General features: G+C 67.4%; 28 protein-coding genes. 12 read left to right on the top strand and 16 right to left on the bottom strand.

What is annotated here, in order from left to right; translation table 11 throughout:
* Positions 1-50: 50 nt before the first annotated feature.
* On the bottom strand, positions 51-488 hold the full coding sequence (locus tag ABIC70_RS24020; protein ID WP_354441454.1) for a winged helix-turn-helix transcriptional regulator: 438 nt from the start codon (positions 486-488) through the stop codon (positions 51-53).
* A 71-nt stretch (positions 489-559) separates the two neighbouring features.
* On the opposite strand from ABIC70_RS24020, the gene ABIC70_RS24015 reads away from it, so the two are divergent.
* A complete protein-coding gene (locus ABIC70_RS24015) occupies positions 560-1,516 on the top strand; it encodes an aromatic alcohol reductase (protein ID WP_354441452.1) in 957 nt (318 codons plus the stop codon).
* Positions 1,517-1,785: 269 nt separating this feature from the next.
* On the opposite strand, the gene ABIC70_RS24010 is transcribed toward ABIC70_RS24015, so the two are convergent.
* The 3 genes from ABIC70_RS24010 to ABIC70_RS24000 form a co-directional block, all read right to left on the bottom strand.
* Positions 1,786-2,835: an Ldh family oxidoreductase gene (locus ABIC70_RS24010; protein ID WP_354441450.1), complete on the bottom strand. Its 1,050-nt coding sequence runs from the start codon at positions 2,833-2,835 to the stop codon at positions 1,786-1,788.
* Positions 2,836-3,235: 400 nt separating this feature from the next.
* Entirely contained in the window at positions 3,236-3,868 is a 633-nt protein-coding gene (locus tag ABIC70_RS24005) for a recombinase family protein (RefSeq protein ID WP_354441448.1), read from the bottom strand.
* A 245-nt stretch (positions 3,869-4,113) separates the two neighbouring features.
* Positions 4,114-7,812: a S8 family serine peptidase gene (locus tag ABIC70_RS24000; RefSeq protein ID WP_354441671.1), complete on the bottom strand. Its 3,699-nt coding sequence runs from the start codon at positions 7,810-7,812 to the stop codon at positions 4,114-4,116.
* Positions 7,813-8,620: 808 nt separating this feature from the next.
* On the opposite strand from ABIC70_RS24000, the gene parA reads away from it, so the two are divergent.
* From parA to recA, 11 genes are all read left to right on the top strand, one after another.
* Positions 8,621-9,283, top strand: coding sequence for a ParA family partition ATPase (gene parA / locus ABIC70_RS23995; RefSeq protein WP_354441446.1), 663 nt, complete (start codon positions 8,621-8,623; stop codon positions 9,281-9,283).
* Between the two features lie 5 nt (positions 9,284-9,288).
* Positions 9,289-9,567 (top strand): ribbon-helix-helix domain-containing protein, encoded by a 279-nt coding sequence (locus ABIC70_RS23990; RefSeq protein ID WP_354441444.1) that lies wholly within the window; start codon positions 9,289-9,291, stop codon positions 9,565-9,567.
* 302 nt (positions 9,568-9,869) lie between these two features.
* Positions 9,870-10,487, top strand: a complete 618-nt coding sequence (locus ABIC70_RS23985; protein ID WP_354441442.1) for a hypothetical protein — start codon at positions 9,870-9,872, stop codon at positions 10,485-10,487.
* Between the two features lie 357 nt (positions 10,488-10,844).
* Positions 10,845-11,246 (top strand): flagellar basal body rod protein FlgB, encoded by a 402-nt coding sequence (flgB, locus tag ABIC70_RS23980; protein WP_043351493.1) that lies wholly within the window; start codon positions 10,845-10,847, stop codon positions 11,244-11,246.
* A gap of 65 nt (positions 11,247-11,311) precedes the next feature.
* Complete coding sequence (gene flgC, locus ABIC70_RS23975; RefSeq protein WP_043351491.1) at positions 11,312-11,719, top strand: flagellar basal body rod protein FlgC; 408 nt, start codon at positions 11,312-11,314, stop codon at positions 11,717-11,719.
* Positions 11,720-11,751: 32 nt separating this feature from the next.
* A complete protein-coding gene (fliE, locus tag ABIC70_RS23970) occupies positions 11,752-12,066 on the top strand; it encodes a flagellar hook-basal body complex protein FliE (protein WP_043351496.1) in 315 nt (104 codons plus the stop codon).
* 60 nt (positions 12,067-12,126) lie between these two features.
* Positions 12,127-12,393 (top strand): flagellar biosynthesis protein FliQ, encoded by a 267-nt coding sequence (fliQ, locus tag ABIC70_RS23965; protein WP_043351489.1) that lies wholly within the window; start codon positions 12,127-12,129, stop codon positions 12,391-12,393.
* Positions 12,394-12,444: 51 nt separating this feature from the next.
* The gene (gene fliR, locus ABIC70_RS23960; protein ID WP_043351488.1) at positions 12,445-13,206 is read left to right on the top strand and encodes a flagellar biosynthetic protein FliR; all 762 of its coding nucleotides are present in this window, start codon (positions 12,445-12,447) and stop codon (positions 13,204-13,206) included.
* A gap of 53 nt (positions 13,207-13,259) precedes the next feature.
* Entirely contained in the window at positions 13,260-14,327 is a 1,068-nt protein-coding gene (flhB, locus tag ABIC70_RS23955; RefSeq protein WP_043384892.1) for a flagellar biosynthesis protein FlhB, read from the top strand.
* A 162-nt stretch (positions 14,328-14,489) separates the two neighbouring features.
* Positions 14,490-17,252 carry a cell cycle histidine kinase CckA gene (gene cckA / locus ABIC70_RS23950; protein ID WP_078947320.1) on the top strand — a complete coding sequence of 921 codons (2,763 nt, stop codon included), beginning with the start codon at positions 14,490-14,492 and terminating at the stop codon, positions 17,250-17,252.
* Positions 17,253-17,589: 337 nt separating this feature from the next.
* Positions 17,590-18,651: a recombinase RecA gene (gene recA / locus ABIC70_RS23945; protein WP_391526775.1), complete on the top strand. Its 1,062-nt coding sequence runs from the start codon at positions 17,590-17,592 to the stop codon at positions 18,649-18,651.
* 465 nt (positions 18,652-19,116) lie between these two features.
* On the opposite strand, the gene rpsQ is transcribed toward recA, so the two are convergent.
* From rpsQ to ABIC70_RS23885, 12 genes are all read right to left on the bottom strand, one after another.
* Complete coding sequence (rpsQ, locus tag ABIC70_RS23940; protein WP_043346666.1) at positions 19,117-19,380, bottom strand: 30S ribosomal protein S17; 264 nt, start codon at positions 19,378-19,380, stop codon at positions 19,117-19,119.
* 22 nt (positions 19,381-19,402) lie between these two features.
* A complete protein-coding gene (gene rpmC / locus ABIC70_RS23935; protein WP_043346669.1) occupies positions 19,403-19,618 on the bottom strand; it encodes a 50S ribosomal protein L29 in 216 nt (71 codons plus the stop codon).
* A gap of 12 nt (positions 19,619-19,630) precedes the next feature.
* Entirely contained in the window at positions 19,631-20,044 is a 414-nt protein-coding gene (rplP, locus tag ABIC70_RS23930; protein ID WP_043384884.1) for a 50S ribosomal protein L16, read from the bottom strand.
* An 11-nt stretch (positions 20,045-20,055) separates the two neighbouring features.
* Positions 20,056-20,802 (bottom strand): 30S ribosomal protein S3, encoded by a 747-nt coding sequence (gene rpsC / locus ABIC70_RS23925; protein WP_012319192.1) that lies wholly within the window; start codon positions 20,800-20,802, stop codon positions 20,056-20,058.
* Between the two features lie 10 nt (positions 20,803-20,812).
* Positions 20,813-21,199: a 50S ribosomal protein L22 gene (rplV, locus tag ABIC70_RS23920; RefSeq protein WP_012319191.1), complete on the bottom strand. Its 387-nt coding sequence runs from the start codon at positions 21,197-21,199 to the stop codon at positions 20,813-20,815.
* 1 nt (position 21,200) lies between these two features.
* Positions 21,201-21,479, bottom strand: a complete 279-nt coding sequence (rpsS, locus tag ABIC70_RS23915) for a 30S ribosomal protein S19 (RefSeq protein WP_012319190.1) — start codon at positions 21,477-21,479, stop codon at positions 21,201-21,203.
* Between the two features lie 5 nt (positions 21,480-21,484).
* The gene (gene rplB / locus ABIC70_RS23910) at positions 21,485-22,321 is read right to left on the bottom strand and encodes a 50S ribosomal protein L2 (protein ID WP_020094256.1); all 837 of its coding nucleotides are present in this window, start codon (positions 22,319-22,321) and stop codon (positions 21,485-21,487) included.
* Positions 22,322-22,346: 25 nt separating this feature from the next.
* Positions 22,347-22,643: a 50S ribosomal protein L23 gene (locus ABIC70_RS23905; RefSeq protein WP_012319188.1), complete on the bottom strand. Its 297-nt coding sequence runs from the start codon at positions 22,641-22,643 to the stop codon at positions 22,347-22,349.
* Positions 22,640-23,260: a 50S ribosomal protein L4 gene (gene rplD / locus ABIC70_RS23900; RefSeq protein WP_043351248.1), complete on the bottom strand. Its 621-nt coding sequence runs from the start codon at positions 23,258-23,260 to the stop codon at positions 22,640-22,642. Before rplD ends, ABIC70_RS23905 begins: the two co-directional genes overlap by 4 nt.
* Entirely contained in the window at positions 23,260-23,985 is a 726-nt protein-coding gene (rplC, locus tag ABIC70_RS23895; RefSeq protein ID WP_043351246.1) for a 50S ribosomal protein L3, read from the bottom strand. Before rplC ends, rplD begins: the two co-directional genes overlap by 1 nt.
* Positions 23,986-24,036: 51 nt before the next feature.
* On the bottom strand, positions 24,037-24,345 hold the full coding sequence (gene rpsJ, locus ABIC70_RS23890; RefSeq protein WP_043351245.1) for a 30S ribosomal protein S10: 309 nt from the start codon (positions 24,343-24,345) through the stop codon (positions 24,037-24,039).
* A gap of 80 nt (positions 24,346-24,425) precedes the next feature.
* Positions 24,426-24,511: EF-Tu C-terminal domain-related protein (locus ABIC70_RS23885; protein ID WP_449566872.1), on the bottom strand; the 86-nt coding region annotated here is incomplete at its 5' end.

Here is a 24,511-nt window from a genome sequence, read left to right as displayed (position 1 = left end):
ATGATACCGGACGGCGGTGAAGGTATCGGTCCCTGAGCTTTTCGTTCCGACTACGGCTTCTCGTCAGGGTGGACTCGGTCGAACGCTTTTCTGGACGTCCGAAACTTGTCCGCGTTCTCGACGATCCAGGTCCACAGCGGGACCATCCGAACCAGCAACTCCAGACCGGTGTCGGACAGCGCATACTCGACGTGAGGGACGATCTCCTCAAAATCGTGGCGAACTACCAACCCGTCACGTTCCAGGTGCCGGAGGGTGCGCGTCAGCATGCGCTGCGTGACACCGTGCATGCGCCGCCCGATCTCCGTATGGCGCAGCTGCCCGTACACACCCAGCGTATGGATGACACCGAGCGACCAGCGGTTGCCGGCATGGGCGAGGACCTCTCGCCGGACGCCGTCGTCGTCGTCCCTGAGGCCATCGCAAACGGTCTGCGAGTACCTGAGGACGTCGTCCGAGCTCAGCGACCTGACCGCGGTATCATGCATGTGCCGTTCTTTCGCTCTCGGTTGCGAGCTGACAGATCCTGTCGGCGATCAGCGCTGAACGAGTTGGAACGATGAGTGATGCAAGGCCCGCCGTGAAGTCCCGTAACATCCTTGTGCTGGGTGCGGGCGAGCTCGGCATGCCGATCCTGCGCAACCTGGCGCGGCGCGCCAAGGATATCGACGGGGCCAAGATCAGCGTGCTGCTGCGCGCCGGCACCATCGGATCCGACGCGCCCGAAAAGCGCCGTGACGTCGGCGAGCTCCGGGGCCTCGGCATCGAGCTCGTCCCGGGCGACCTGGTGGGGAGTTCGGTCGACGAGTTGGCCGGGATGTTCGCCCGCTACGACACCGTCATCGGCTGCGCGGGCTACGCCGCCGGCGTCGACACCCCCATGAAGCTCGCGAGGGCGGCGCTGCAGGCGGGCATCCCCCGCTACTTCCCCTGGCAGTTCGGTGTCGACTTCGAGGCCATCGGACGCGGCAGCCCGCAGGACATTTTCGACGCGCAGTTGGACGTGCGCGAGCTCCTGCGCTCGCAGGACAAGACCGACTGGGTAATCATCTCCACCGGCATGTTCATGAGCTACCTGTTCGAGCCGGAATTCGGCGTCGTCGACCTGGAGAACTCCGAGGTCCACGCGCTCGGCAGCCTCGACACGGCGGTGACGCTGACAACCCCGGACGACATCGGGAAGCTGACCGCGGAAATCGTGTTCTTCGAACCGACCATCCGCAACGAGATCGTCTATCTGGCGGGCGACACCGTCACATATGGCGAGGTCGCCGAGAAGCTGGAGGCCGGACTCAAGCGTCCATTCCGGCGTTCAGAGTGGAGCGTGCCCTTCCTGAAGGAAGAGTTGGCGAGCGATCCGAAGAACATGATGCGCAAGTACCGGGCAGCCTTCGCCATGGGCCGGGGCTACTCCTGGGACAAGGCCGGGACGTTCAATGAGCGACAGTCCATCGCGGTCACGGACATCGAAGCTTGGATCGACAGGAACCTGCGGGTCGAGCAGAACCTCGTGTAAGCGCATTGAGCGGCCGACACATGCCCGCTTACGGAAAGCGTCTGCGGCGATCGGAACTGCAGAGTTGGGTTCGAAGCAGGTAGACCGCTTAAGGTGCATTCACACCTATCGGCTTCGAGCATAAAATTTAAAGAGCAGGTGTTCGACGTCCAGCGAGAGCTAGCCGAGAACCGCTCGTCCACTCTGAGGAAAGCCTGCCGCAGGAACGAACAACCGCTCGTCGGCGTGCATGGATGAGAATGTTTGCACGGCGGAGGCAGGTTGCCGCCTTACCAATTAGGCTTGATCCGGGTCTCCACAGCGAGCCGGTTAAGGTCGGCCAGCGTGTCCTCGGGGAGGACCAAGCCGTCGGTACGATTCCGCGCGTCGTTGCGTGCCTCGATCTCGCCTGGATAGAAGACCTCATCGAACCCCTGCGCCAGCGGCACGGACTTCAAGTCAGCGATCAGTTGGTCCATGCGCGTGTTGAACTCCGCCAGCGGCTGGATCTGGGCGATGTCGATCGCGATCATCAACTGCCCCGCCCCGCTGCGGTGCTCGGTCTGATAGGGGCCGGTCACCCGCGGCCCGAAGGCGCTGCCGGTGAGCACGCCCGAGAGCATGTCCATCATCAGCGCGATGGCGTAGCCCTTGTGCTGGGCCATCGGCAGGATGATCCCGTCGATGGCCGCCGCCGGGTCGGTGGTCGGCGCGCCGGACGCGTCGAGGGCCCACCCTTCCGGGATCAGCTGTCCCTTCTGCTTGGCGAGGTAGACCTTGCCTCGGGCCACCCCGGTATTGGCTATGTCGAGCGCCATCGGCGCGTGCGAGCCGGCCGGGCAGGCCCAGGACCACGGGTTGGTGCCCACCGTCTTCTGGCGGCCGCCCCATGGCGCCATCGCCGGGCTGGCATTGGTCGAAAGAAACGCCACGCAGCCTTCCCGCGCGGCCATCAGCGTGAAGTACAGGGCGGTGCCGAAATGGCCGGAATTGCGCAGGGCTACGGCGCTGACCCCGTGCGCCTTCGCCCGCCGGATCGCCTCCCGCATCGCGTGGGCGGTGAGCACTTGGCCCATGCCGTCGTGACCGTCGATCACGGTGAGGCCGCCGGCATCAACGACCATTTCGGGCTGCGCGATCGGGGCGCAAACCCTCGCCTTCAACCGGGCGGTGTACCATGACAGCCGCATGACCCCGTGCGATTGGTGCCCCCATAGGTCGGCTTGGACGAGTGTGTCGGCGGCGAGCCGCGCATCGGGCTCCGGCATGCCGACCGCAGCATAGACTGCGCTGGCGAAGTCCAGCAGCTTGTCGGCGGGAATGCGTGTGGCGCTTGCCATAGGTCGCTCCTGAAATCTCGGTGAGAGAAGCCAGTGTAAATGTCGGCTTTGGGGCAGCGGCCCGATGACGGCTTACCAACCCGAGCCGAAGTTGCCGGAGGGCTGACGAACGGCCGCTTCTGGGAATTGCGATGGCGGTCCAGGCGGCTGGATTGGGTCGCTTCGGGAACGTCCGCTTGCGGATCAAGGGCTGACGTCCGACCGCCATCTCGACCGGCCATTCGCGTAACATCGTCCTAAGAGATATGAAACCGCACAAAAGCGAAAGGCAGCGGATCGCAAACAATCTCGGATCGGGTTTTCTCCCTCGGCAGGGACACACTGCGCCGCTTTGATCGAAGTTCAAGTGGAGACTGGTCAGTAATCGCTGATCCTCGTATCGTGCTGGATACGGTCTCGATTAGGCTTCGACGGAACGCGATTGAGCGGCCCGCGCCACTTTCGCGACTGTGAAGCGACTGCAACCCGTTGCAGTCCGCACCTGCGACCAGCTCATTCCCTTCCGTAGAAGGGCGGCGATAATCGCGTTCCGCTCCACGTTCTCGGGTCGGCCCAGGCTGCGCCCTTGCGCCCTGGCACGGGCCTGCCCTTCAGCCTGACGACGACGGCGATCCTTGTCGTCTTTCCGCGCGCCCGCCTCGATCGCGTCGATCAGCATGGCGTTGACCGCAGCGAACAGACGTTTCGTGCCATCGTCCGGTCGAATGTCCTCCAGGATCCGGTGGGAGGTCGGCAGATCCACCGAGACGATGCGAAGCCCTCGCGCGCCGATCTGACTCTTGAGCGAGACCCAGTCGTCCTCGCTCAAGCGCGACAGCTGATCCACTCCGGCGAGCAGGAGAACATCTCCGGGCTGACTGTCTGCCAGAAGCCGCGATAGCGCGGACGGTTCCAGCTTTGCGCTAGACGCGTTCTCGACATACCAGGCCGCAACCGTCCGGCCGTGCGCCGCCGCGAACGCCGCCAGCTCGTCACGGGCTCGGGTCGGATCCCGCTCGTCGATATCGGCACGGGGATAGGCTCGTACGCACATCGGAACCGCTCGTCAGTCTGTTCTCAGGCAGCGGAGTTTGTCGGACCAGCCGGACGGCCGTGCGGTCGATGCCTACCCGGAGTAATTCGTGTCGGGAGCTTCACCGGCAAGATCCGGGAGCATCGATCACGGTCTCCTCACCGGCCGCGCCCGCGCGGTGATATGGACTGTGGAGTACGCCCGCGCAGACTCAACCGAAAAGTCGGCGCGCATTTCGGCTTGCGGGACGCGCGCCAATCGAGATCTCACCAGGCGGCCTGGAGGCCCGCTGAGAACACCTGCGCAGTGGCGCCCGGGCGGACATCGCCCGTGTAGCCTACTGACAGCTGCACGCCCTCGGCGACCGCCCCCGTCAGGCTCACCCCGAGGACCGCGCCGTCCCGGCCCAGCGCGCTCGTCCGGCTCAGGAACCCCGCCCCGAACAGGTTGGAGCGGATCACCGCCGCCGTGTCGGCCAGCTCGTGCGCCCAGTACGCCCGGCCCTCCAGCCGCAGGTCCGGGACGCCCGCGAACGCCCAGCTCGTCACGCGCCCGCCGACGAGGCTGCGCGCCGCGTCGAGATCCGCCACCGCGAACCCCTGGCCGCCGAAGCCCTGGTTGACCAGACCGCCCCGCTCGGACACCCGGCCCCGCGTCAGCCGGTCGTAGCTGAAGCCCACCTCCGGCACGAGGTCGACGGGCAGGCCCACCGCCAGTGTGTAGCCGGCAAAGCCCGACACCCCGCCGTTCCAGCCCGACGACAGCCCGGACGCCTGCGACACCGCCGCGCCCAGCGCCACCGTCCGGTCGACCCGGCCGTCGGCGTACGACACCCCCGCCGTGCCGCGCAGCACCACGGCGCCGAGCCGCGTGCTCGCGTACAGCGTGCCGCCGTAGCTGTCGGTGGTGAACCGGCCAAGCCCCGCGCCCCGCGACGTGCCGCCCTCGCGCAGGTAGCTGAACGCCGCGCCCACCTGGGTGTCCGCCCCGACCTGACGGTCGACGCCCATCAGCAGCCCGCCCGCGTCGAACCCGGCGCCCGCCGCAGCCCGGTCGCCCGCGCGCGCGCCGAACCCGTACAGCGCGTCGGCCCAGACCCGGCCCTCGCCCACCGCCAGCGGCGCCGCCGCCGCCCCGGCGCCGCCGCGCACCTGCAGCGCCGTGCGGTTCGGGCCCGGGCCCGGATCGCCCGCGCTGAACGCGCCCGCGCCCCCGCCCAGCCCGCGCTGGTGCCGGTCGATCGTGTCGGAGAGCAGTCGGCGCGCGGCGAGGTCGGTCATCACCGCGTCGCCGTAGCTCTGGCCCGACAGGCTCGCCAGGCCGCCCGGCAGCGTCGCCGGGCCGGCCGCGTAGAGCGGGTCGAACACCCGCGCCCGCGCCGCGTCCGGCCGCGTGCCGGCGGCCGGGCGGGCGAGGTCGAGGGCCGCGCCCACGGCCCGGGCGTTGCCGGTCTGGGCGAGGCCGAGGCCTGCGAGGTTGCCGTAGGCGGCCGGCGTGACCACGAGGTCGAGGCCGGTGGCGGCGTACAGCGCGTCGAGGCGCGTGCCCGCCGGCAGGCCCGCTGCCGGCTGGGTGAGCCCGCTGAACGAGCCCGACAGCCCGGCCTGCGCGGTGAGCACGCCGAAGCGCTGGCCGAGGGCGGGGGTGAAGCTGTTCGTGGCGTTGCCGGTGATGCCGCGCAGCTCCGGCACCAGGGTGCCGTTGGCCGAGACCGTGCCGGTCGGGCCGAGCGCCAGCAGGCGGGCGTAGCTGCCCGCGCCGGTGCCGGTGCCCGGTCCGTCGATGTCGAGGCCGAGGCTGCTGCCGGGGGCGAACGCCACCGGGCCGAGCACGGTGAGCGTGCCGGGGGAGTTGCCCGGCCGCAGGGCGCCCGCGACCGTGACCGGGGCCGCGACGGTGCCGATGCCGCGCAGGGTGCCGGCGGCCGCGACCGTGACCGGCGAGGTCCAGAGCCCGTTGAGGGAGAGCGTGCCGGCCTGGACGGTGGTCGGGCCGGAGAAGAGGCCGGGGCCGGTGAGCAGGAGCGTGCCGGGGCCGGCCTTGGTCAGGCTGGTCGGGCTCGCGGTCTCCAGGATGGCGCCGGCGTAGGTGGAGGCGGCCGCATTGGAGACCGTGAGGGCGCCGTTGCCCAGGACGGCGGAGGCCGGGCCGGCGAGGTCGGTGAGCGTGAGGGCGGTGCCGCCGAGGTCGAGGGCGCCGGTGTTGGTCAGGCCGGTGAGCCCGGCGAGCGGGCCGGTGATCTGCACGAGGCCGGTGTTGGTGAGCGTGCCGTTGAACTGGCCGGACAGGCGGGCGATGCCGGTGTTGGTCAGGTCGGCGGTGAGGGTGCCGTCGCTGGCGACGAGGCCGGCATTGCTGAGGCCGCCGGAGGCGGTGAGGCTGGCGCTCTGGGCGACGGCGACGAGGCCGGCATTGGCGAGGGGGCCGGCGAGGCTGTAGCTGCCGCCCGTGGTGACGGCGAGCGTCGCGCCGGCGGCGTTGGCGAAGGGGCCGGCGCTGGCCACGGATCCGGACACGGCGAGCAGGCCGGCATTGTTGGCGATGGCGCCGTCGATGCGGCCGGCGCTGGCCAGCACGGTGCCGGCATTGGTCAGGCCGCCGCTGATCGTGCCGCTGGTGGCGAGGAGGCCGGTGTTGGCAACGCCACCGCCGAAGGTGCCGCTATTGAGCGCCAAGCCGGCATTAGTCAGGGTGCCGGAGACGGTGCCGGTGTTGATCAGGAGGCCGGCATTGCTGACGGTGCTCTGAGTCCATCCGGCGTTGATGTAGGTGCCGGCGCCCTGGACAGAGACCGGCGAGGTCAGGCTGCCGGTGGCGGACAGGATCAGGGTACCGCCGGCGACGGTGGTCGGCCCGGCATAGGTATCTCTTCCGGCGAGCTCGAGGGTGCCGAGGCCGGTTTTGGTCAGTCCGCCGACGCCGGAGATGTCGTTGGCGAAGCGGCCGTAATAGGCCTGTCCGTTGTAGGTGGTGTTGACGGTCCAGTCGGAGGTGAACTGGCCGGGCCCGTCGATGGCCTTGCCGAGGTTGAGCAGGCCCCAGCCGAAGACGTTGTTCGGCCTGTCGGCGGGTCCGTCACCAAGGTGGGTGGCGGTGGTGAACATGGTCTGGGCGATCTGCGGCGCCGTTAGGAACGGAAACGCCTGACGCAGGACAGCAGCCGCGCCGGATACATGCGGTGCAGCCATCGATGTGCCACTCAGTATCCTATAACCACCCTCTGCGGTCGAAACGATATCGACGCCCGGAGCTGCCAAGCACCAGCTAGCGGCCACGCCACATCGATTGCTGAAATCCGCAAGATTGTTATTCTTATCTGTGGCTATAACCGCCACAATGTATCCGCCAATTCCAGAATAATCGACCGAACTAGTAACTTTTGCTCCATTGCTGTCTTCAAAAGTATATATATTGCTCCCGCTGTTTGACGGTTTGATGAATGGCAGCAAAGCATTGCCTTCCGGATTTGCTGCCAATTTTGGCTGGTAGATACCGTCATTACCCGCCGCAAATACTAGCAGAACGTCCTTCTTGGTGGCATTTACAATCGCATAGTAATCCAAATTTGAGGAATCCCGGTCATATTCTTGAGAGTCTAGATGGTGATAGCCATAATTTACGGTTCCATCGGGATTGAATGGTTTCGAATAACCGGGGCCGTAGCTGCCATTGAGAACTCTTGCCCCGGCCGCTGCGGCATAGTTGATGGCTGCAGATGTTTCCGTTTCTTGGAATGCGGTTGGAAGTGACAAAATAGTACTGTCGAAAGCAACACCCATCATCCCATAACCATTGCGTCCTGCGCCAATAGTTCCGGAAACATGCGTGCCGTGATTGTTGTTCGCGTCTGTGTCGAAAAGCGGATAGGGTTGATATCCAGTGACAAAATTGCGCGACAGGGGTGAAATAGCATTATAAAATTCCGGATGATTAGGATCGATCCCGCTATCTACCACGGCCACCATGACGCCCAGGCCGGTGAAACCACGTGCATAGGCGGTTGAGGCGTTAATCTTCGCTGAGCCCCAATCAACTCGATATTCGGACGTGTCGAACTGTGCCGCCGTCAACGGAACGCCGAAGGCATCCAAGGTCGAGGGCGAACGCGCTGGAACGGTCTGCGCCGCCACAGGTCCGAGAGCCAGGGCGAGCGTAGCGAGCGAGCTGCCGACCAGCAATCCCAGTCGCACGGGGCCGTGCCGACGCGTTCCAGCGTCTGCACCGGCCATAGGATCACAGGATCCGGTCGTATCCTTTGTGTCGCTATACTTCCGAATCACTGAAATGACCCCCGCCATGGTCGTTGCGGACTTTGCGAGGGATTTAGAAAACGCGATCTTAACAGGCTATCACATTGCGGCCACACCTGCTGCCTTGCGCGACACTCTGGTACGGTAATCCCCCTTTCTGAGACGGAACGAACCATCTGGCCGCTCGCCGGTCGTGATAATCCGACGTGAGGCCTCGCAACTGGGACGGCCGTGTGATCCCGTGCAGCCCAACAGTTGAGCGCCGGACGGCTTCTGGAGCCTGATTGTACAGTCACACGAGGGCGCGAACCTCAGCCGTCATACCAGCTTCGAGGGTCCACCGCTTGCCGGAAGGCGCCACAATTCGGCATCCGAAAATGTCAGGTCGCCGATCTGCCAACGGTCTAGATCATCGCAGATCGGCGTCCATGCGGCCCTATCGCCCCACGTACACGAACGCTTAAGGTCTGACGAAGAACCTACGTGTAGGCAGGCCGACAGGCCGACAAACGGACATGCCGACATGCGGACAATTTCGGTGGTTAGCCAGAAGGGCGGTGCGGGTAAGACGACGATCGCCGTCCACCTCGCAGTCGCAGCGCAGGCTGCGGGCCTCAGCGTGGCGATCGTCGACATGGATCCGCAGGCCAGCGCGGCGCAGTGGGCAGACGATCGCACGGCCGAGGAGCCCGAGGTCGTGTCGATCCAGCCGGCCCGTCTGGGCAAGACGCTCGACACGGCCCGTGCCGCTGGCGCCGACCTGGTGGTGATCGACACTGCACCGAACGCAGATGGCGCGGCGCTCACTGCGATCCGGGCGTCCGACCTGGTGCTCATCCCCTGCCGCCCGTCGGCCTTTGACCTCGCGGCGATCGCCACCACGCGCGAGCTCGTCCGGATCGAGAAGAAGGCCGCCTACATCGTCCTGTCGGCCGCCCCAGTGCGCAGCGCCCTGGTGGCGGAAGCGAGCGCCGGCTTGGCCTCGGAGGGCGCGCAGATCGCGCCGGTGGTGCTGCACAACCGCATCGCCTTCTCACACGCCGTCATCGACGGCCGCACCGCCACGGAGTACGAGCCGGCCGGCAAGGCGGCCGAGGAGGCCCGGGCCCTGATGCTGTGGGCGTGTAGGCATGTCGGCTTGTCGCCGGATAGACAGGCCGACACGACGACACTGGCGGCGGAGTGAGCGGGATGAAGCGCGGGACCCTGATGGGCAAGAAGCCGACGACCGAGCCGATGCCGGCGGCCGAGGCGCCTGTTGCCCCCGTAGCGCCGGCGGCACCCACGCAGGCGCGTCCCGCCAAGGCCAAGACGCGCGAGGGGAAGCGGAACGTTACCGCGTTCGTCGACGAGGCGGCGCATCGCCAGCTCCGGATGCTCGCGGCGACTGAGGACGCCGCGATGCAGGATCTGTTCGTCGAGGCGCTCAACCTGCTGTTCGAGAACCGGGGCCTGTCGCGGATCGCGTAGGGTCGGCGCCGTCAGACTCCGAGCCCGGCTCGAAGAGGGTTTCCGAGGCCCGAAAGTCTGACGGGCCTTTGACGGATCTGCATTTCCGCCCCGCCTGTCACGCCGGCATGCGCTCAGGGGAGGGGGCATCGTAGACGCGGACGATGTGTCGGCAGGCGCGCCACTATCCGAGTACATGTGTGCCAACACGCCGAATGGCATGGTCCCGCCACAGACGGCCTTACCGGACGTTCATGGTTCGTAGTCTCATGTCAGTGGGATAGCCATGATCAAGGGCATGGCCCCGCAGACCGAAAAGAGCCATGACACCTGTGAGTTCACCTAAATTTGTCACCGGCAATCGCGAACGGAAGACCGAAATCCGAATTATAGCTCGACACGGCGGCCTGGAGGCTACCGTATTTTATGTGACGATACTTAGAGATCTTTCGATAGTCGTTGGAACTGCGGATCCTAATTTTCGGGTCCGACGAATTGATCACGAGGGCAACCCCCTTGAAGGCCCCGAAAACGTTGTCGATCGGCCCCACGCGACCTTTCATCCGCCCGCGCTCTTCCATTTGCGAGCCGATGGTATTCCGAGGGTATTGGCCGGACTAGTATGGACAGCGCCAGAGCCAGGCTCGCCACACTTCGCATCTCCATGGCTTGAATTTACAACGTCAAGCCTCCAGGAGGTGGATTTTGTTTCACCACCCAGCGCGAGATCTCGTCGTAAAATACCGTTTTTCTTTGACGTTCCAAGTCGCTCTTGTTCAGTAGTGCTGGTCGCTGACTTCATAAAGAAAAATAGCCAGGCCGTAGATCCAGACTATCCGCGAGCAAAGTACCTGATTGCAGGCGATGTGACGATGCGGCTGCGGATCGGAGGCATGGAACCGCAGGCGGAGGCCACGGCAGTCTTTACGATCATGGGCTGACGAGGGGGCGTTCGGAGCGAGACGAAGGCAGCCAGTGCGATTTGGCCATTCCTGCTGCCTGGGCCGGCAGGCACGTTGAGGAACGTCTCTCAATTTTTACAGCGGTTTTACGTTGCGAGTTCGTTAACAGACCTTTTAATTGAGCGCGATCAAGACAGTAGGTCGGGGATAAGCCGCCGGGTCAGCGGATCCGAGGCCGGACGGTCCTTCGTCCGCCGCAAAGGCTGCCGCGATCCCGCGGCCGATCCGCAGACCGGTCGTCCCCGATCGCGGGCTTAACGCACCGTTAACCATGCGCACGGCAGATTTTGCCGAGCCCGCTCGTTCCGGCGCGGCCACGCCATCCCGGAGGCGACCTTGGCTCTCACCGATCTGCCCGTGCTGAGCATGCTGCGCACGCGGATGCAATGGGCGCAGGCGCGCCAGGGCGTGATCGCCGAGAACGTGGCCAATGCCGACATGCCGGGGTTCAAGCCCCGCGACCTCGTGGAGCCGCGCTTCGACCGGGCGACCGGTACGCTGGCCGCCACCGCGACCGGCCTGACGCTGACGAGCCCGGGCCACATGGCGCCCGCCGGTCAGACGGTCGGGGCCGATTCAAAGCGCGCCAAGGGCTTCGAGGTCCGCCCGAGCGGCAACGGCGTCAACCTCGAGGACGAGATGATGAAGGCCGGCGAGAACCAGTCGGACTACCAACTCGCCGCCTCGCTCTATCAGCACAGCCTGACCACCCTGAAGATCGCGATCGGCAAGAGCTGATGCGCGACGACCGAGGGGGGAGCGCCGACGGCCGCACGGTCACGGCAGCAGGAGGGGCCTGAGCCATGGAATTCACCAAGTCACTGGCGGTGGCGGCGGCGGGCCTCAAGGCCCAGTCCGGCCGGATGCGGATCATCGCCGAGAACATCGCCAACGCCGATTCCGCGCCGGCCTCTGCCGGGGCGCAGCCCTACCGGCGCAAGATCCCGACCTTCACCAGCCATCTCGACGACGAGACCGGCGCGCGGCTCGTCGAGGCCGGGCGCGTCAGGCGCGACCCGTCGGCCTTCCGGACGAAGTACGAGCCGGGCAATCCCGCGGCCGACGCCCAGGGCGTGGTGCAGATGCCCAACGTCAATGCGCAGATCGAGAACATGGACCTGCGCGAGGCCCAGCGCTCCTACGAGGCGAACCTCAACATGATCAGCGCCACCCGCAAGATGCTGGCACAGACCCTCGGCATCCTGAAGTGAGCCTGCAGGACGCATAGCAAGGACGCATGGCGATGGCTTCGAGCAACTTCGCGGCGGGTGCCTACGCGGCCGTTCAGGGCCTCGCCGGCGGCCGGCCCGCGCCCCGGGTCCAGCCGACGACCGGGACCGGCAGCGACTTCATGCAGCTCCTCGGGCAGACCCTGGACAGCGTCGGCGATGCCGGCCGGCGGGCCGACACGCAGGCCGTCTCGGCCGCCGCCGGCAAGGCCAATGTCGTGGACGTGGTCACCGCGGTGGCCGAGAGCGAGACCGCCCTGCAGACCATGGTGGCGGTGCGCGACCGCATGATCTCCGCCTACGAGGAGATCATGCGCATGCAGATCTGAACGGCGGCCCGGTCCCTCGCCGATTCCGCCGCCCGCGCCCTCCGTACAGATCGCATCCCCATGACCGGCCTCGCCATCCTCGACGTCGCCCGCGACGGCATCTTCGTGTTCCTCAAGGTGGCCGGGCCCCTGATGCTGGTCGCCCTGGCGGTCGGGCTCGCGGTCTCCCTGGTCCAGGCCCTGACCCAGATCCAGGAACAGACGCTGATCTACGTGCCCAAGATCGTGGCGGTGTTCGCCGCGCTCCTGCTGATGCTGCCCTTCATCGGCGACGCCATGGCCGGCTACATGACCCGCATCGCCGCCCGCATCGCGGCCGGCGGCTGATGCCCGCCCCGGCCGGGACAGGCGCGGCCCACGCGTGCCATAGAGGCCGCGATGAACCTGCTCCTGCCCGGCATCGCCTCGGCCTACCTGATCACCTTCGCGCGCATCGGCACGCTGATCATGCTGATGCCGGGGATCGGCGAGCAGACGGTGCCGCCGCGCCTGCGCCTCGCCTTCGCGCTGCTCACCGCCCTGGTGCTGTTCCCGACCGTGCGTCCGCTGCTGGGCGGGACCGAGGGCGTGGCCGGCCCGCGGCTGATCGGGCTCCTGTTCGGGGAGACGATCATCGGGCTGGTGCTCGGCCTGACGGTGCGCATGATCCTTGCGGCCCTTCAGACCGCCGGTGTGATCATCGCGGCACAGGTCGGCCTGTCCTACGCCATGACGGTGGATCCGAACCAGGGCGGCCAGCAGGTGGCGATCGGCAACTTCCTGTCGCTGCTCGGGATCACGCTGATCTTCGCCGCGGATCTGCATCATCTCGCCATCGAGGGCGTGGCCCGCAGCTACGAGGTTCTGCCCCCCGACGGCGTGCCGTCCTTCTCGGACGCGCTGATGCTGGCCACGAAGGCGCTGGCCCGGGGCTTCACCCTGGCGGTCCAGATCTCCGGCCCGTTCATCGCCTTCGGGATCCTGTTCAACCTGGGTCTCGGGGTGCTGTCGCGGCTGATGCCGCAATTGCAGGTGTTCTTCCTGGCGGTCCCGGCCTCGGTGCTGATCGGCATGCTGCTGCTGATGGGCTGCCTCGGCGTCATGATGGGCGTCTTCCTGGACGATCTGGGCCGGTATCTCGGGGATTACGTCGGCCGCTGAGCGGCCGGACCGCCCGCGCCCCGATCACCCGTCCGCGCTGAGAGCGAAGCGAGATGGCCGACGATACCGACGACGAGGACAAGACCGAGGAGCCGTCCCAACGGCGGCTCGATCAGGCCATCGAGCGCGGCGACGTCGCGACCAGCACCGAGATCAACACCTTCGCGATGCTGGGGGCGTTCACCCTGACCCTGCTGGTCGCGGCCCCGAGCATCGCCACGAACCTCCTGCACGGCCTCAAGGCCTACCTCGCCAACGCCCATGCCCTGCCGGACGACGCCACGGCGATGAAGGCGGCCATGACGCGCGGCCTGTGGCTGTGGCTCCAGGCGGTGGCCGTGCCGGTGGGTCTGGCCGTCGTGGCCGGACTGGCCGCGGGACTCCTGCAGCACCCGCTGGTCTTCTCCACCGAGACGCTGATGCCGAAATTCTCGCGCCTGTCGCCGATGGCGGGCGTGAAGCGGCTCCTCGGCGTCGAGGCCCTGTTCCAGTTCGGCAAGGGCTTGGCCAAGATCGGCGCCGTGGGCGTCGTCGGCGCGGTGCTGCTGTGGAACGACCGCGACCGGCTGGAGGTGTTCGCCCGCCTGGACCCGGCCGCCTCCCTGCCGGCGATCCTGACCCTCAGCCTGAAGCTGCTCGCCGGCATGCTGTGCATGCATCTCGCGATCACCCTGGGAGATGCCCTCTACGCGCGGTTCCGCTGGCGCAAGCGTCACCGGATGTCGAAGGAAGAGCTCAAGCAGGAGATGAAGGAGTCCGAGGGCAACCCGGAGGTCAAGGGCCGCCTGAGGCAGTTGCGGATGGCCCGCGTGAAGAAGCGCATGATGGCCGCGGTGCCGACCGCCACCGTGGTGGTGACGAACCCGACCCACTACGCGGTGGCGCTGCGCTACGAGACCGGCATGGCGGCGCCGATCTGCGTCGCCAAAGGCGTCGACGCCCTGGCCCTGCGCATCCGCGCGGTGGCGGCCGAGCACGGCGTCGCGGTGATCGAGAATCCGCCCCTCGCCCGGGCGCTCCACGCCACTGTGGAGATCGACGGGGAGATCCCGGCCGAGCATTACCGCGCGGTGGCGGAGGTCATCGGGTTCGTGCTGCGCCTGCGGAGGCGGGCGGCCTAGCAACGGCGCCATGCCGCGGGCCGGAGCCGACGGAAAGCCACGCTTCCTCCACCTTTTTTCGCGAGGCTGTATCAAGGCTTGTCGCGACGAGAGTGGTGCCGCGCCCCGCATGTCCTGATATGGCCGGCTGACCAACCGGGTGACTGTTCTGGAATGAAGCCGATGGCCGACGTCACTGGACCTCCGGCGCCTGCCGCGGGCCCGCAGAATTCGGGGCCTCCGGTCTCGCAGGCGTCCGCCCTGCTGGGCACCGGCTCGATCGACCGGTCGGAGCAGCCGGGCCGGGTCGGCCTGCTCCTCGTGCTCGCCGGGCTGCTGGTCGGCGCCGCCATCGGCCTGTCCTTCGTGGCCAACGAGCAGGCCCAGTCACTGATCGTCTGGCTGCTGGCCCTGCTGGCCATGGCGGGCGTGTTCTTCCTGTTCGCCCTCGCCATCGGGGCGCTCCAGCTCAGCGGCAGCGCGGCCCGGGACGACATCACCAAGGGGATCGTCGACGCCTCGCCGGACGGCAAGCTGGTCGTCGAGGAGGGGGGCCGGCTGATCTACGCCAACGAGGCCTATCTGCGGATCGCCAGCGGCGACACGTTCTCGAACCTCGTGCCGGTGGAGCGCATCCTCGTCGGCTCTCCGGAGGTCTCCGAGGCGGTCTATCGCCTGTCGCAGGCCTCGCGCGATGCCAGGGCCCATACCGAGGAGGTCCGGATGTCGCCGCCCCTCGGGCCGACGGTCGGCGAGCGCGGCTTCGGGTGGTACCGCGTCTCGGTGCGGCCCCTTGCGCGTCCGCGCCGGGCGGCCTCGCTCTGGACGGTGGCCGACATCACCGCCGAGCGCGAGCGGCAGGAGAACGTCTTCCAGGAACTCCAGCACGCCATCGACTACCTCGACCACGCCCCGGCGGGCTTCCTGTCGATCGATCCGGCCGGCGCCATCGTCTACATGAACGCGACGCTCGCCGCCTGGCTGGGTTACGATCTCGCCAGCGTCGGCCCCGGCGGGCCGCATCTCACCGAGATCGCCCCGGAGGCGGATGTTCTCGTGCGCACCGCCGGCCTGCCGGGCGAGGTCCGCACCGACCGCTTCGACCTCGACCTGCGCCGCCGCAACGGCCACACCCTGCCGGTGCGGCTCTACCACCGGGTCGCCTTCGGCAAGGACGGCAAGCCCGGCTCGTCGCGGACCTTCGTGATCAACCGCTCCGCCGGGGCCGAGACCGACGAGCCGCAGCGCGCCGCCGAGGTGCGCCTCGCCCGCTTCCTCAACAACTCGCCGATCGCGATCGCGACCCTCGACCGGACCGGCTGCATCGCCCGGGCCAACGCCTCGTTCACCCGGCTGTTCGGCACGGTGCCGCGCCAGGCCGATGACGGCGCCTTCGACGGTGACGGCGCGACCCGGGTCGAGCCGAACGTCGCCGATTCCGTGGCCGACCGGACCGCCCTGGAAGCCGGGCTCGCCCGGGCGGCGAGCGGTCGGACCGATCCGGAACCCATCGAGGTCCAGCTGACCGGGCCCGGCGGCCGCTCGGCCCGGGTCTGGCTCAGCCCCGCCGACGGCGGCGATCCGGGGCAGCAGACCGACGAGGCCGAGCGGGTGATCCTGTACGCCCTCGACACGACGGCGCAGCGGCAACTGGAGCAGCAGGTCGCCCAGGCCCAGAAGATGAACGCGGTCGGCCAGCTCGCGGGCGGCATCGCGCACGACTTCAACAACGTGCTGCAGGCGATCATCGGGTACTCGGACCTGCTGCTGGCGAGCCATCGGCCGACCGACCCGGCCTTCCAGGACATCATGCAGATCAAGCAGAACGCCAACCGGGCGGCGGGCCTCGTCCGCCAGCTCCTGGCGTTCTCCCGGCGGCAGACCCTGCGTCCGGAGGTGATGAATGTCGGAGAGGCGCTCTCCGAACTCACCCTCCTGCTCAAGCGCCTGCTCGGCGAGCGGGTCGCCCTGGAGCTGAAGCACGGCCGCGAGGTCTGGCCCGTGAAGGCCGACGTCAACCAGTTCGAGCAGGTGATCGTCAATCTCGCGGTCAACGCCCGCGACGCCATGCCGGAGGGCGGCAAGCTGATGATCCGGACGGAGAACGTCTTGGATCCGGGGGCGGCCTCCGATGCGGAGGGACGCGGCGGGGCGCCGGCCGGCGACCACGTGCTGATCGAGGTGCGCGACACCGGCCAGGGCATCCCCCCCGAGCTGATGGAGAAGATCTTCGAGCCGTTCTTCACCACCAAGGAGATCGGCAAGGGCACCGGACTCGGCCTGTCGACGGTGTTCGGCATCGTCAAGCAATCGGGCGGCACCATCGACGTGCAGTCGACAATCGGGGAGGGGACCGCCTTCCGCATCTACCTGCCGCGGCATGTGCCCGTGGCCGAACCGGAGGAGGTTCCGGCCCCGGCTGCGGTGCCGGCGCTCCCGCGCGCGGAGCCGCTCGCGCCGGTCTCCGGGTCGCCGCGGCCGGCTGCCGAGCCGGGCGATGCCGGCGCGCCGCGGAGTGCACCGGCTCCGGCCACGGCCGACAAGCCGGCGCCGCGCAAGCCCGCCGCGGATCATACGGGGCAGGGCACCATCCTGCTCGTGGAGGACGAGGATCCCGTCCGGGCGGTCAACAGCCGCGCCCTCTCGGCCCGCGGCTACACGGTCCTGGAGGCGGCCTCCGGCCTCGAGGCCCTGGCGATCGTCCGCGAGGGCACCCAGCCGATCGACCTCGTCGTCTCCGACGTCGTCATGCCCGAGATGGACGGCCCGACCCTGCTGCGGGAGGTGCGCAAGCATCAGCCCGACCTGAAGGTGATCTTCGTCTCCGGCTACGCCGAGGACGCCTTCCGCAAGAACCTGCCGGAGGGGGAGACCTTCAACTTCCTGCCGAAGCCCTTCAGTCTGAAGCAGCTCGTCGAGACCGTGAAGAAGACGATGGCCGATTGAACGGCGTCGATGGCGTCGTCGATGGCGTTGTCGATGGCAGCGTCCCGGCCCTTCCCTGCGAAATCCGGCATCCGGTGCCGCCCACCGTGTTCGGACCCTGAACGGAGTGCGGCACCGGATCCCGGGCATGCCCCGACGGATCGGCACGCCGGAGGCCGCGGTTCGCCCTGAACCGCATCGATGGCGCCGGCAGGCTATGCACAACCCACGGGACCGCCCTTGTCGAAATAGAACAAAACAGGTACATGAAGGCGGTGGCGACGCGCGTTGTGAACTGCGTCCAACCCCTTCATAAGGAGCCCGCCAGATGGCCCAGCCCGCATTGAAAGTGGTCGACATGCCCCCCGTGGACAAGGACAAGTCCAAGGCCATTGACGCCGCCCTGGCTCAGATCGAGCGCGCCTTCGGCAAGGGCTCGATCATGCGGCTCGGCAAGAACGACAAGGTTCAGGAGGTCGAGACCGTCTCGACCGGATCGCTGGGCCTCGACATCGCCCTCGGCGTCGGCGGCCTCCCGCGCGGACGGGTGATCGAGATCTACGGCCCCGAATCGTCCGGCAAGACGACGCTGGCGCTCCACACCATCGCGGAGGCCCAGAAGAAGGGCGGCGTCTGCGCCTTCGTGGATGCCGAGCACGCCCTCGATCCGGTCTATGCCCGCAAGCTCGGCGTCAACCTCGACGACCTGCTGATCTCGCAGCCCGATACCGGCGAGCAGGCCCTGGAGATCACCGACACGCTGGTGCGCTCCGGCGCCATCGACGTGCTGGTGGTCGATTCGGTGGCCGCGCTGACCCCGCGCGCCGAGATCGAGGGCGAGATGGGCGAGAGCCAGCCGGGCCTCCAGGCCCGTCTGATGAGCCAGGCCCTGCGCAAGCTGACCGGCTCGATCTCGCGCTCGAACTGCATGGTCATCTTCATCAACCAGATCCGGATGAAGATCGGCGTGATGTACGGCAGCCCCGAGACCACCACGGGCGGCAACGCCCTGAAGTTCTACGCCTCGGTGCGCCTCGACATCCGCCGCATCTCGACCCTGAAGGATCGCGACGAGGCGATCGGCAACCAGGTCCGCGTCAAGGTGGTGAAGAACAAGGTCGCGCCGCCGTTCAAGCAGGTCGAGTTCGACATCATGTTCGGCGAGGGCGTGTCGAAGGTCGGCGAGCTGATCGACCTCGGCGTGAAGGCCGGCATCGTCGAGAAGTCCGGCGCGTGGTTCTCGTATAACAGCCAGCGCCTCGGCCAGGGCCGCGAGAACGCGAAGGGCTTCCTGCGCGACAACCCGAAGATCGCCGCCGAGATCGAGGGCTCCATCCGGCAGAATTCCGGCTTGGTCGCCGAGAAAATCCTGGAGAACGCGACCCCGACCGCCGACGATCTCGACGAAGGCGAAGCCTGATCCGAAGACCGGGCGATGGACCAAGTCCGGCGCCCGATCCCTGAAGACCGAGCCCCATGGCGATCCCAGGATCGCCATGGGGTTTTGTTTTGGGCCCGAGGCACCGATCCGATAGCGGAATAGAAAGAAGCGGGCGTCCCGTCTCGGCCGCAGCCTCAGAGATCCTCGACGCAGAGTTGGGGCACCGCCGAACAGGCAAGCCCCCGTCCCGGATGCCACGTGACCGCGCCGATCGGCCGTCCCGGCAGAGACGGCCACTCGGCGCCTGCACACGCATTCAGATCGCAGGATGCCGAAACGACGAAGCCCGGCACGAATCCGGCTCTTACGAGTCGAATTGCGTCCGGGCGTTCGTCGAACCGGTCATGCCGCGACCCAGGAATGGACCCGTCTCGGGGGCCATCCCGCAGCGTCACGGACCGGGATCAGGCGGATGCGGAGACCGCAGCCGCCGGGATCCCAGGATCAGGCGGCCTCGCCGGCCTCGGCCTGGGCGGCGTCGCCCTCGACCAGCTTCCAGGTCTTGGTCTTCGAGAAGGGACGGCACTCCTCGATGAACACCGTCTGCCCGACCTTGGCGACATTCGCCTCGTCGTGCGCGTGGTAGTTCTTCGAGCGGCGGACGGTCTTCTTCATCACCGGGTGGGTGAAGCGGCGCTCCACCTTGACCACGATGGTCTTCTCACCCTTGTCGCTAACGACGGTGCCCTGCAGGATGCGCTTCGGCATGGTGTTCTCCTAGCGGCCCGTATCAGCTCTTGGCCGCCTGCAGCGTCTTCGCGCGCTGCAGCGTCCGGACACGGGCGATGTCGCGACGGACCTCACGGACGCGGGCGACGTTCTCGAGCTGGCCGGTGGCCCCCTGGAAGCGCAGGTTGAACTGCTCCTTCTTGAGGTTGATCAACTCGTCATTCAGCTGATCCGGCGACAGGGCCTTGAGATCAGACACTCTCTGGGTCGACTTCACGATATCCTCCGTTCAGTCGGCGATGCGCTGGACGACCCGCGTGCGGATCGGAAGCTTCGCGGCGCCGAGGCGGAGCGCCTCCTTGGCGATGTTCTCGGCAACGCCGTCGACCTCGAACATGATCCGGCCGGGATGGACCCGGGCCGCCCAATAGTCCGGGGCGCCCTTACCGGAGCCCATTCGGACCTCGGTCGGCTTCGACGAGACCGGCACGTCCGGGAACACCCGGATCCAGACGCGGCCCTGGCGCTTCATCTCGCGGGTGATCGCGCGGCGGGCCGCCTCGATCTGGCGGGCGGTGATGCGCTCAGGCTCCACCGCCTTCAGGCCGAACTGGCCGAAGTTCAGCTCGAAGCCGCCCTTGGCCGCACCGTGGATGCGGCCCTTGAACTGCTTGCGGAAGCGGGTCTTTTTCGGTTGCAGCATGGCTTCCTACCTTACGCGTGCTCGCGCTCGCGGCGTCCGCGCTCGCGGCCGCCCTCGCCATCGCGCTCACGGCGTCCGCCGGAGCGGCCGCCCTCTTCCTGGGCCTTCTTATCCTGAGCCATCGGATCGTGCTCAAGGATCTCGCCCTTGAACACCCACACCTTGATGCCGCAGGTGCCGTAGGTCGTGAACGCCGTGGCCGTGCCGTAATCCACGTCCGCACGCAGCGTGTGCAGCGGGACCCGGCCCTCGCGGTACCATTCCTGGCGGGCGATCTCGGCGCCGCCGAGACGACCCGAGCAGTTGATCCGGATGCCCTCGGCGCCCAGACGCATGGCCGACTGGACGGCCCGCTTCATGGCGCGCCGGAAGGCGACGCGGCGCTCGAGCTGCTGGGCGATCGAGTCGGCCACCAGAGTGGCGTCGATCTCGGGCTTGCGCACCTCGACGATGTTGATGGTCACGTCGGCCTTGGTCATCGTGCCGACGAGCTTGCGCAGCTTCTCGATATCCGCGCCCTTCTTGCCGATCACCACGCCCGGACGGCCCGAGTGGATGGTGACGCGGCACTTCCGGTGCGGACGCTCGATGACGATCTTGGAGACCGCCGCCTGCTTGAGCTGCTTCATGAGGGCGGCGCGGATCGCGACGTCCTCGTGCATGAGCTTCGCATAGTCGCCCTTGTTGGCGAACCAGCGGGAGTCCCAGGTCCGGTTGATGCCGAGCCGGAGACCGATCGGATTGACTTTCTGGCCCATCAGATCCTCCTCAGGCCGCTTCGGCCTGGCGGACTTCGCGAACCACGATGGTGAGGTTCGAGAAGGGCTTCAGGATGCGCGCACCGCGGCCGCGGGCGCGGGCGTGGAAACGCTTGAGAACCAGCGCCTTGCCCACGAAGGCCTGGGAGACGACGAGGTCGTCCACGTCCAGGTCGTGGTTGTTCTCGGCGTTGGCGATGGCGCTCTCGAGGCACTTCTTGACCTCGGTGGAGATCCGCTTGCGCGAGAACTGCAGCTCGGCGAGCGCCGTGTCGACCTTCTTGCCGCGGATCATCTGCGCCACGAGGTTGAGCTTCTGCGGGCTGACGCGCAGCATGCGCGCGACGGCCTTCGCCTCGTTCTCGGGGAGCGCGCGGGGGGTGGCTTGCTTGCCCATCTCAGCGCCTCTTCGCCTTCTTGTCGGCCGCGTGGCCCGGGAAGGTGCGGGTCGGCGAGAACTCGCCGAACTTGTGACCGACCATCTCCTCGGTGACGTAGACCGGGATGTGCTTCTGCCCGTTGTGCACACCGAAGGTGAGCCCGACGAACTGCGGAAGGATCGTGGAGCGGCGGCTCCAGATCTTGATGACCTCGGAACGCGAGGAGCCCCGCGCCGCCTCGGCCTTCTTGAAGAGGTAGCCGTCGACGAACGGCCCCTTCCAGAGAGAGCGTGCCATAGCGATTACTTCTTGCGGTTGTGGCGGCTGGACAGGATGAACACGTCGGTCCGCTTGTTGGACCGGGTCTTCTTCCCCTTGGTGGGCACGCCCCAGGGCGTGACCGGGTTGCGGCCGCCCGAGGTGCGACCCTCGCCGCCGCCGTGCGGATGGTCGACTGGGTTCATCGCCACACCGCGGTTGTGCGGGCGCTTGCCGAGCCAACGGTTGCGCCCGGCCTTGCCGAGCGAGATGTTCATGTGGTCCGGGTTCGAGACCGCGCCGACGCTGGCGAAGCACTGGCCATGGACCAGGCGCTGCTCGCCGGAGTTCAGGCGCAGGGTCACGTAGCCCTGGTCGCGGCCCACGATCTGCGCGTAGTTGCCGGCCGAGCGGGCGATCGCGCCGCCCTTGCCGATCTTCAGCTCGACATTGTGGACGATCGTGCCCACCGGCATCGAGCCGACCGGAGCAGCGTTGCCCGGCTTGATGTCGACGCTCTCGCCGGCCACCACCTTGTCGCCCGGCTGCAGACGCTGCGGGGCCAGGATGTAGCTCTGCTTCCCGTCGGGGAAGTTGATCAGCGCGATGAATGCCGTGCGGTTCGGATCGTACTCGATCCGCTCCACGGTTGCGGCGACGCCGAGCTGCTCGCGCCGCTTGAAGTCGACGTTGCGCAGCACGCGCTTGTGGCCGCCGCCGCGGAAGCGGACGGTGATGCGGCCGAGGTTGTTCCGGCCGCCGGAGGACGACTTGCCCTCCGTCAGCGCCTTCACCGGCTTGCCCTTGTAGAGCTCACGGCGGTCGACGAGCACGAGCTGGCGCAGGCTCGGCGTGACCGGTTTGAATGTCTTCAAGGCCATCGGCTTGGATCCCTAAAACCCGTCCTCAGAGCCCGGTCGTGACGTCGATCGTGTGGCCCTCGGCCAGGGTCACGATCGCCTTCTTCACGTCGGAGCGCTGTCCGCGGAGGCCGCGGAAAATCTTCTTCTTTCCCTTGGTGACAAGGGTGTTCACGGCCGTGACCTTGACGTCGAACAGCTTCTCCACGGCCTCCTTGATCTGAGGCTTGGTCGCCTTGGGGGCGACCCGGAACACGACCTTGTTCTGCTCGGTCAGGTTCGTCGCCTTCTCGGTGATGACCGGGGAGACGACGATGTCGTAGTGGCGCGGATCGGCACTCATTTGAAACGCTCCTCCAGCGCGTCGACGGCGGCCTTCGTCAGGACGAGCGTGTCGCGGCGCAGGATGTCGTAGACGTTGATGCCCTGCACGGGCAGCACGTCGATCTGCGGGATGGCGCGGGCGGCCCGGCCGAAATTCACGTCGACCTCGGCCCCGCCGATGATCAGCGCGTTCGAGAGGCCCATCTTGCCGAAGCGCTCGACGAGACCCTTGGTCTTGTGATCCTCGATCTTGATGTCGTCGACGACGATCAGGGTCGAGGCCTTGGCCTTGGCCGACAGGGCATGACGCAGAGCCAGCGCACGGACCTTCTTGGGCAGGTCGTGGCTGTGGTCACGCGGCACGGGGCCGAAGGCCCGGCCGCCGCCGCGGAACTGCGGCGCCGAGGCCGCGCCGTGACGGGCGTTGCCGGTGCCCTTCTGCTTGTACAGCTTCTTGCGGGTCCGGTTCACGTCCGAGCGGTTCTGCACGGCATGGGTGCCGGCGCGCCGCTTGGCGAGCTGCCAGCGGACCATGCGCTGCAGCAGGTCGGCGCGCGGCTCGAGCCCGAAGATCTCTTCGTTGAGCTCGACCGAGCCGGCACCGGCACCGTCGAGGGTTTTGATATCGAGCTTCATCACGCGGTCTCCTCAGCCGCAGCGGCCTCGGGAGCCGGGGCGGACGCGCCGTTCTCACGGAACTTGCCCGGCAGCGGAACGTCGGCGGGGAGCTTGCGCTTCACCGCGTCGCGGATCTGGATCCAGCCGCCGGCCACGCCCGGAACCGCACCCTCGACGAGGATGAGGCCACGCTCGGGATCGGTGCGCACGACGCGCAGGTTCTGGGTCGTGACCCGCTCGACGCCGAGGTGACCCGGCATCTTCTTGTTCTTGAAGGTCTTGCCGGGATCCTGACGACCACCGGTCGAACCGATCGAGCGGTGCGAGATCGACACGCCGTGGGTGGCGCGCAGACCGCCGAAGTTCCAGCGCTTGATACCGCCGGCGAAGCCCTTACCGGTCGTCGTGCCGGTGACATCCACGAACTGGCCGGGGATGAAGTGGTCCGCGGTGATCTCGGCGCCGACCGGGATCAGCGCGTCCTCGGACACGCGGAACTCGGCGAGCTTCTTCTTCGGCTCGACCTTCGCGACCGCGAAGCGGCCCCGCTCGGCGGCCGAGACGTTCTTGACCTTGGCCTTGCCGACGCCGACCTGCAGCGCAACGTAGCCGTTCTTCTCGACGGTGCGGTGGGCAACCACCTGGCACTGGTCGATCTTGAGCACCGTGACGGGGACATGCTCCCCCGCGTCCGTAAAGACGCGGGTCATGCCGACCTTCTGTGCGATGACGCCTGAGCGCATAGGTTCTCTCCCTCGCGCGATGAAACGGTAAGCTCTAAGTCCTCAGCGGACTCAGAGCTTGATCTCCACGTCCACGCCAGCGGCGAGGTCGAGCTTCATCAGCGCGTCCACGGTCTGCGGCGTCGGATCGACGATATCGAGCACACGCTTGTGCGTGCGCATCTCGAACTGCTCGCGCGACTTCTTGTCGATGTGCGGCGAGCGGTTCACGGTGAACTTCTCGATATGCGTCGGGAGCGGGATCGGACCCCGGATGGTCGCGCCGGTGCGCCGGGCCGTGGAGACGATCTCCTTGGTCGACGCATCGAGGATGCGGTGATCGAACGCCTTCAGGCGAATACGGATGTTCTGACCGTTCATGATCCTGGAACCTTGAGAGGGACGGCGGGGTGTGCGGGGCCTTGACCCCGCCGCGCCCTGCTAAGGATGCTTGCTCGAGCTCAATCGTTGATGGCGGCGACGACGCCGGCACCGACGGTGCGGCCGCCCTCGCGGATGGCGAAGCGCAGCTTCTCCTCCATGGCCA

The sequence above is a fragment of the Methylobacterium sp. 1973 genome (assembly GCF_040545035.1).
Classification (GTDB): Bacteria; Pseudomonadota; Alphaproteobacteria; order Rhizobiales; family Beijerinckiaceae; genus Methylobacterium; species Methylobacterium fujisawaense.
Note: the sequence above shows the minus strand (reverse complement) of the source record. Positions and strands in the feature narration are given on the sequence as shown.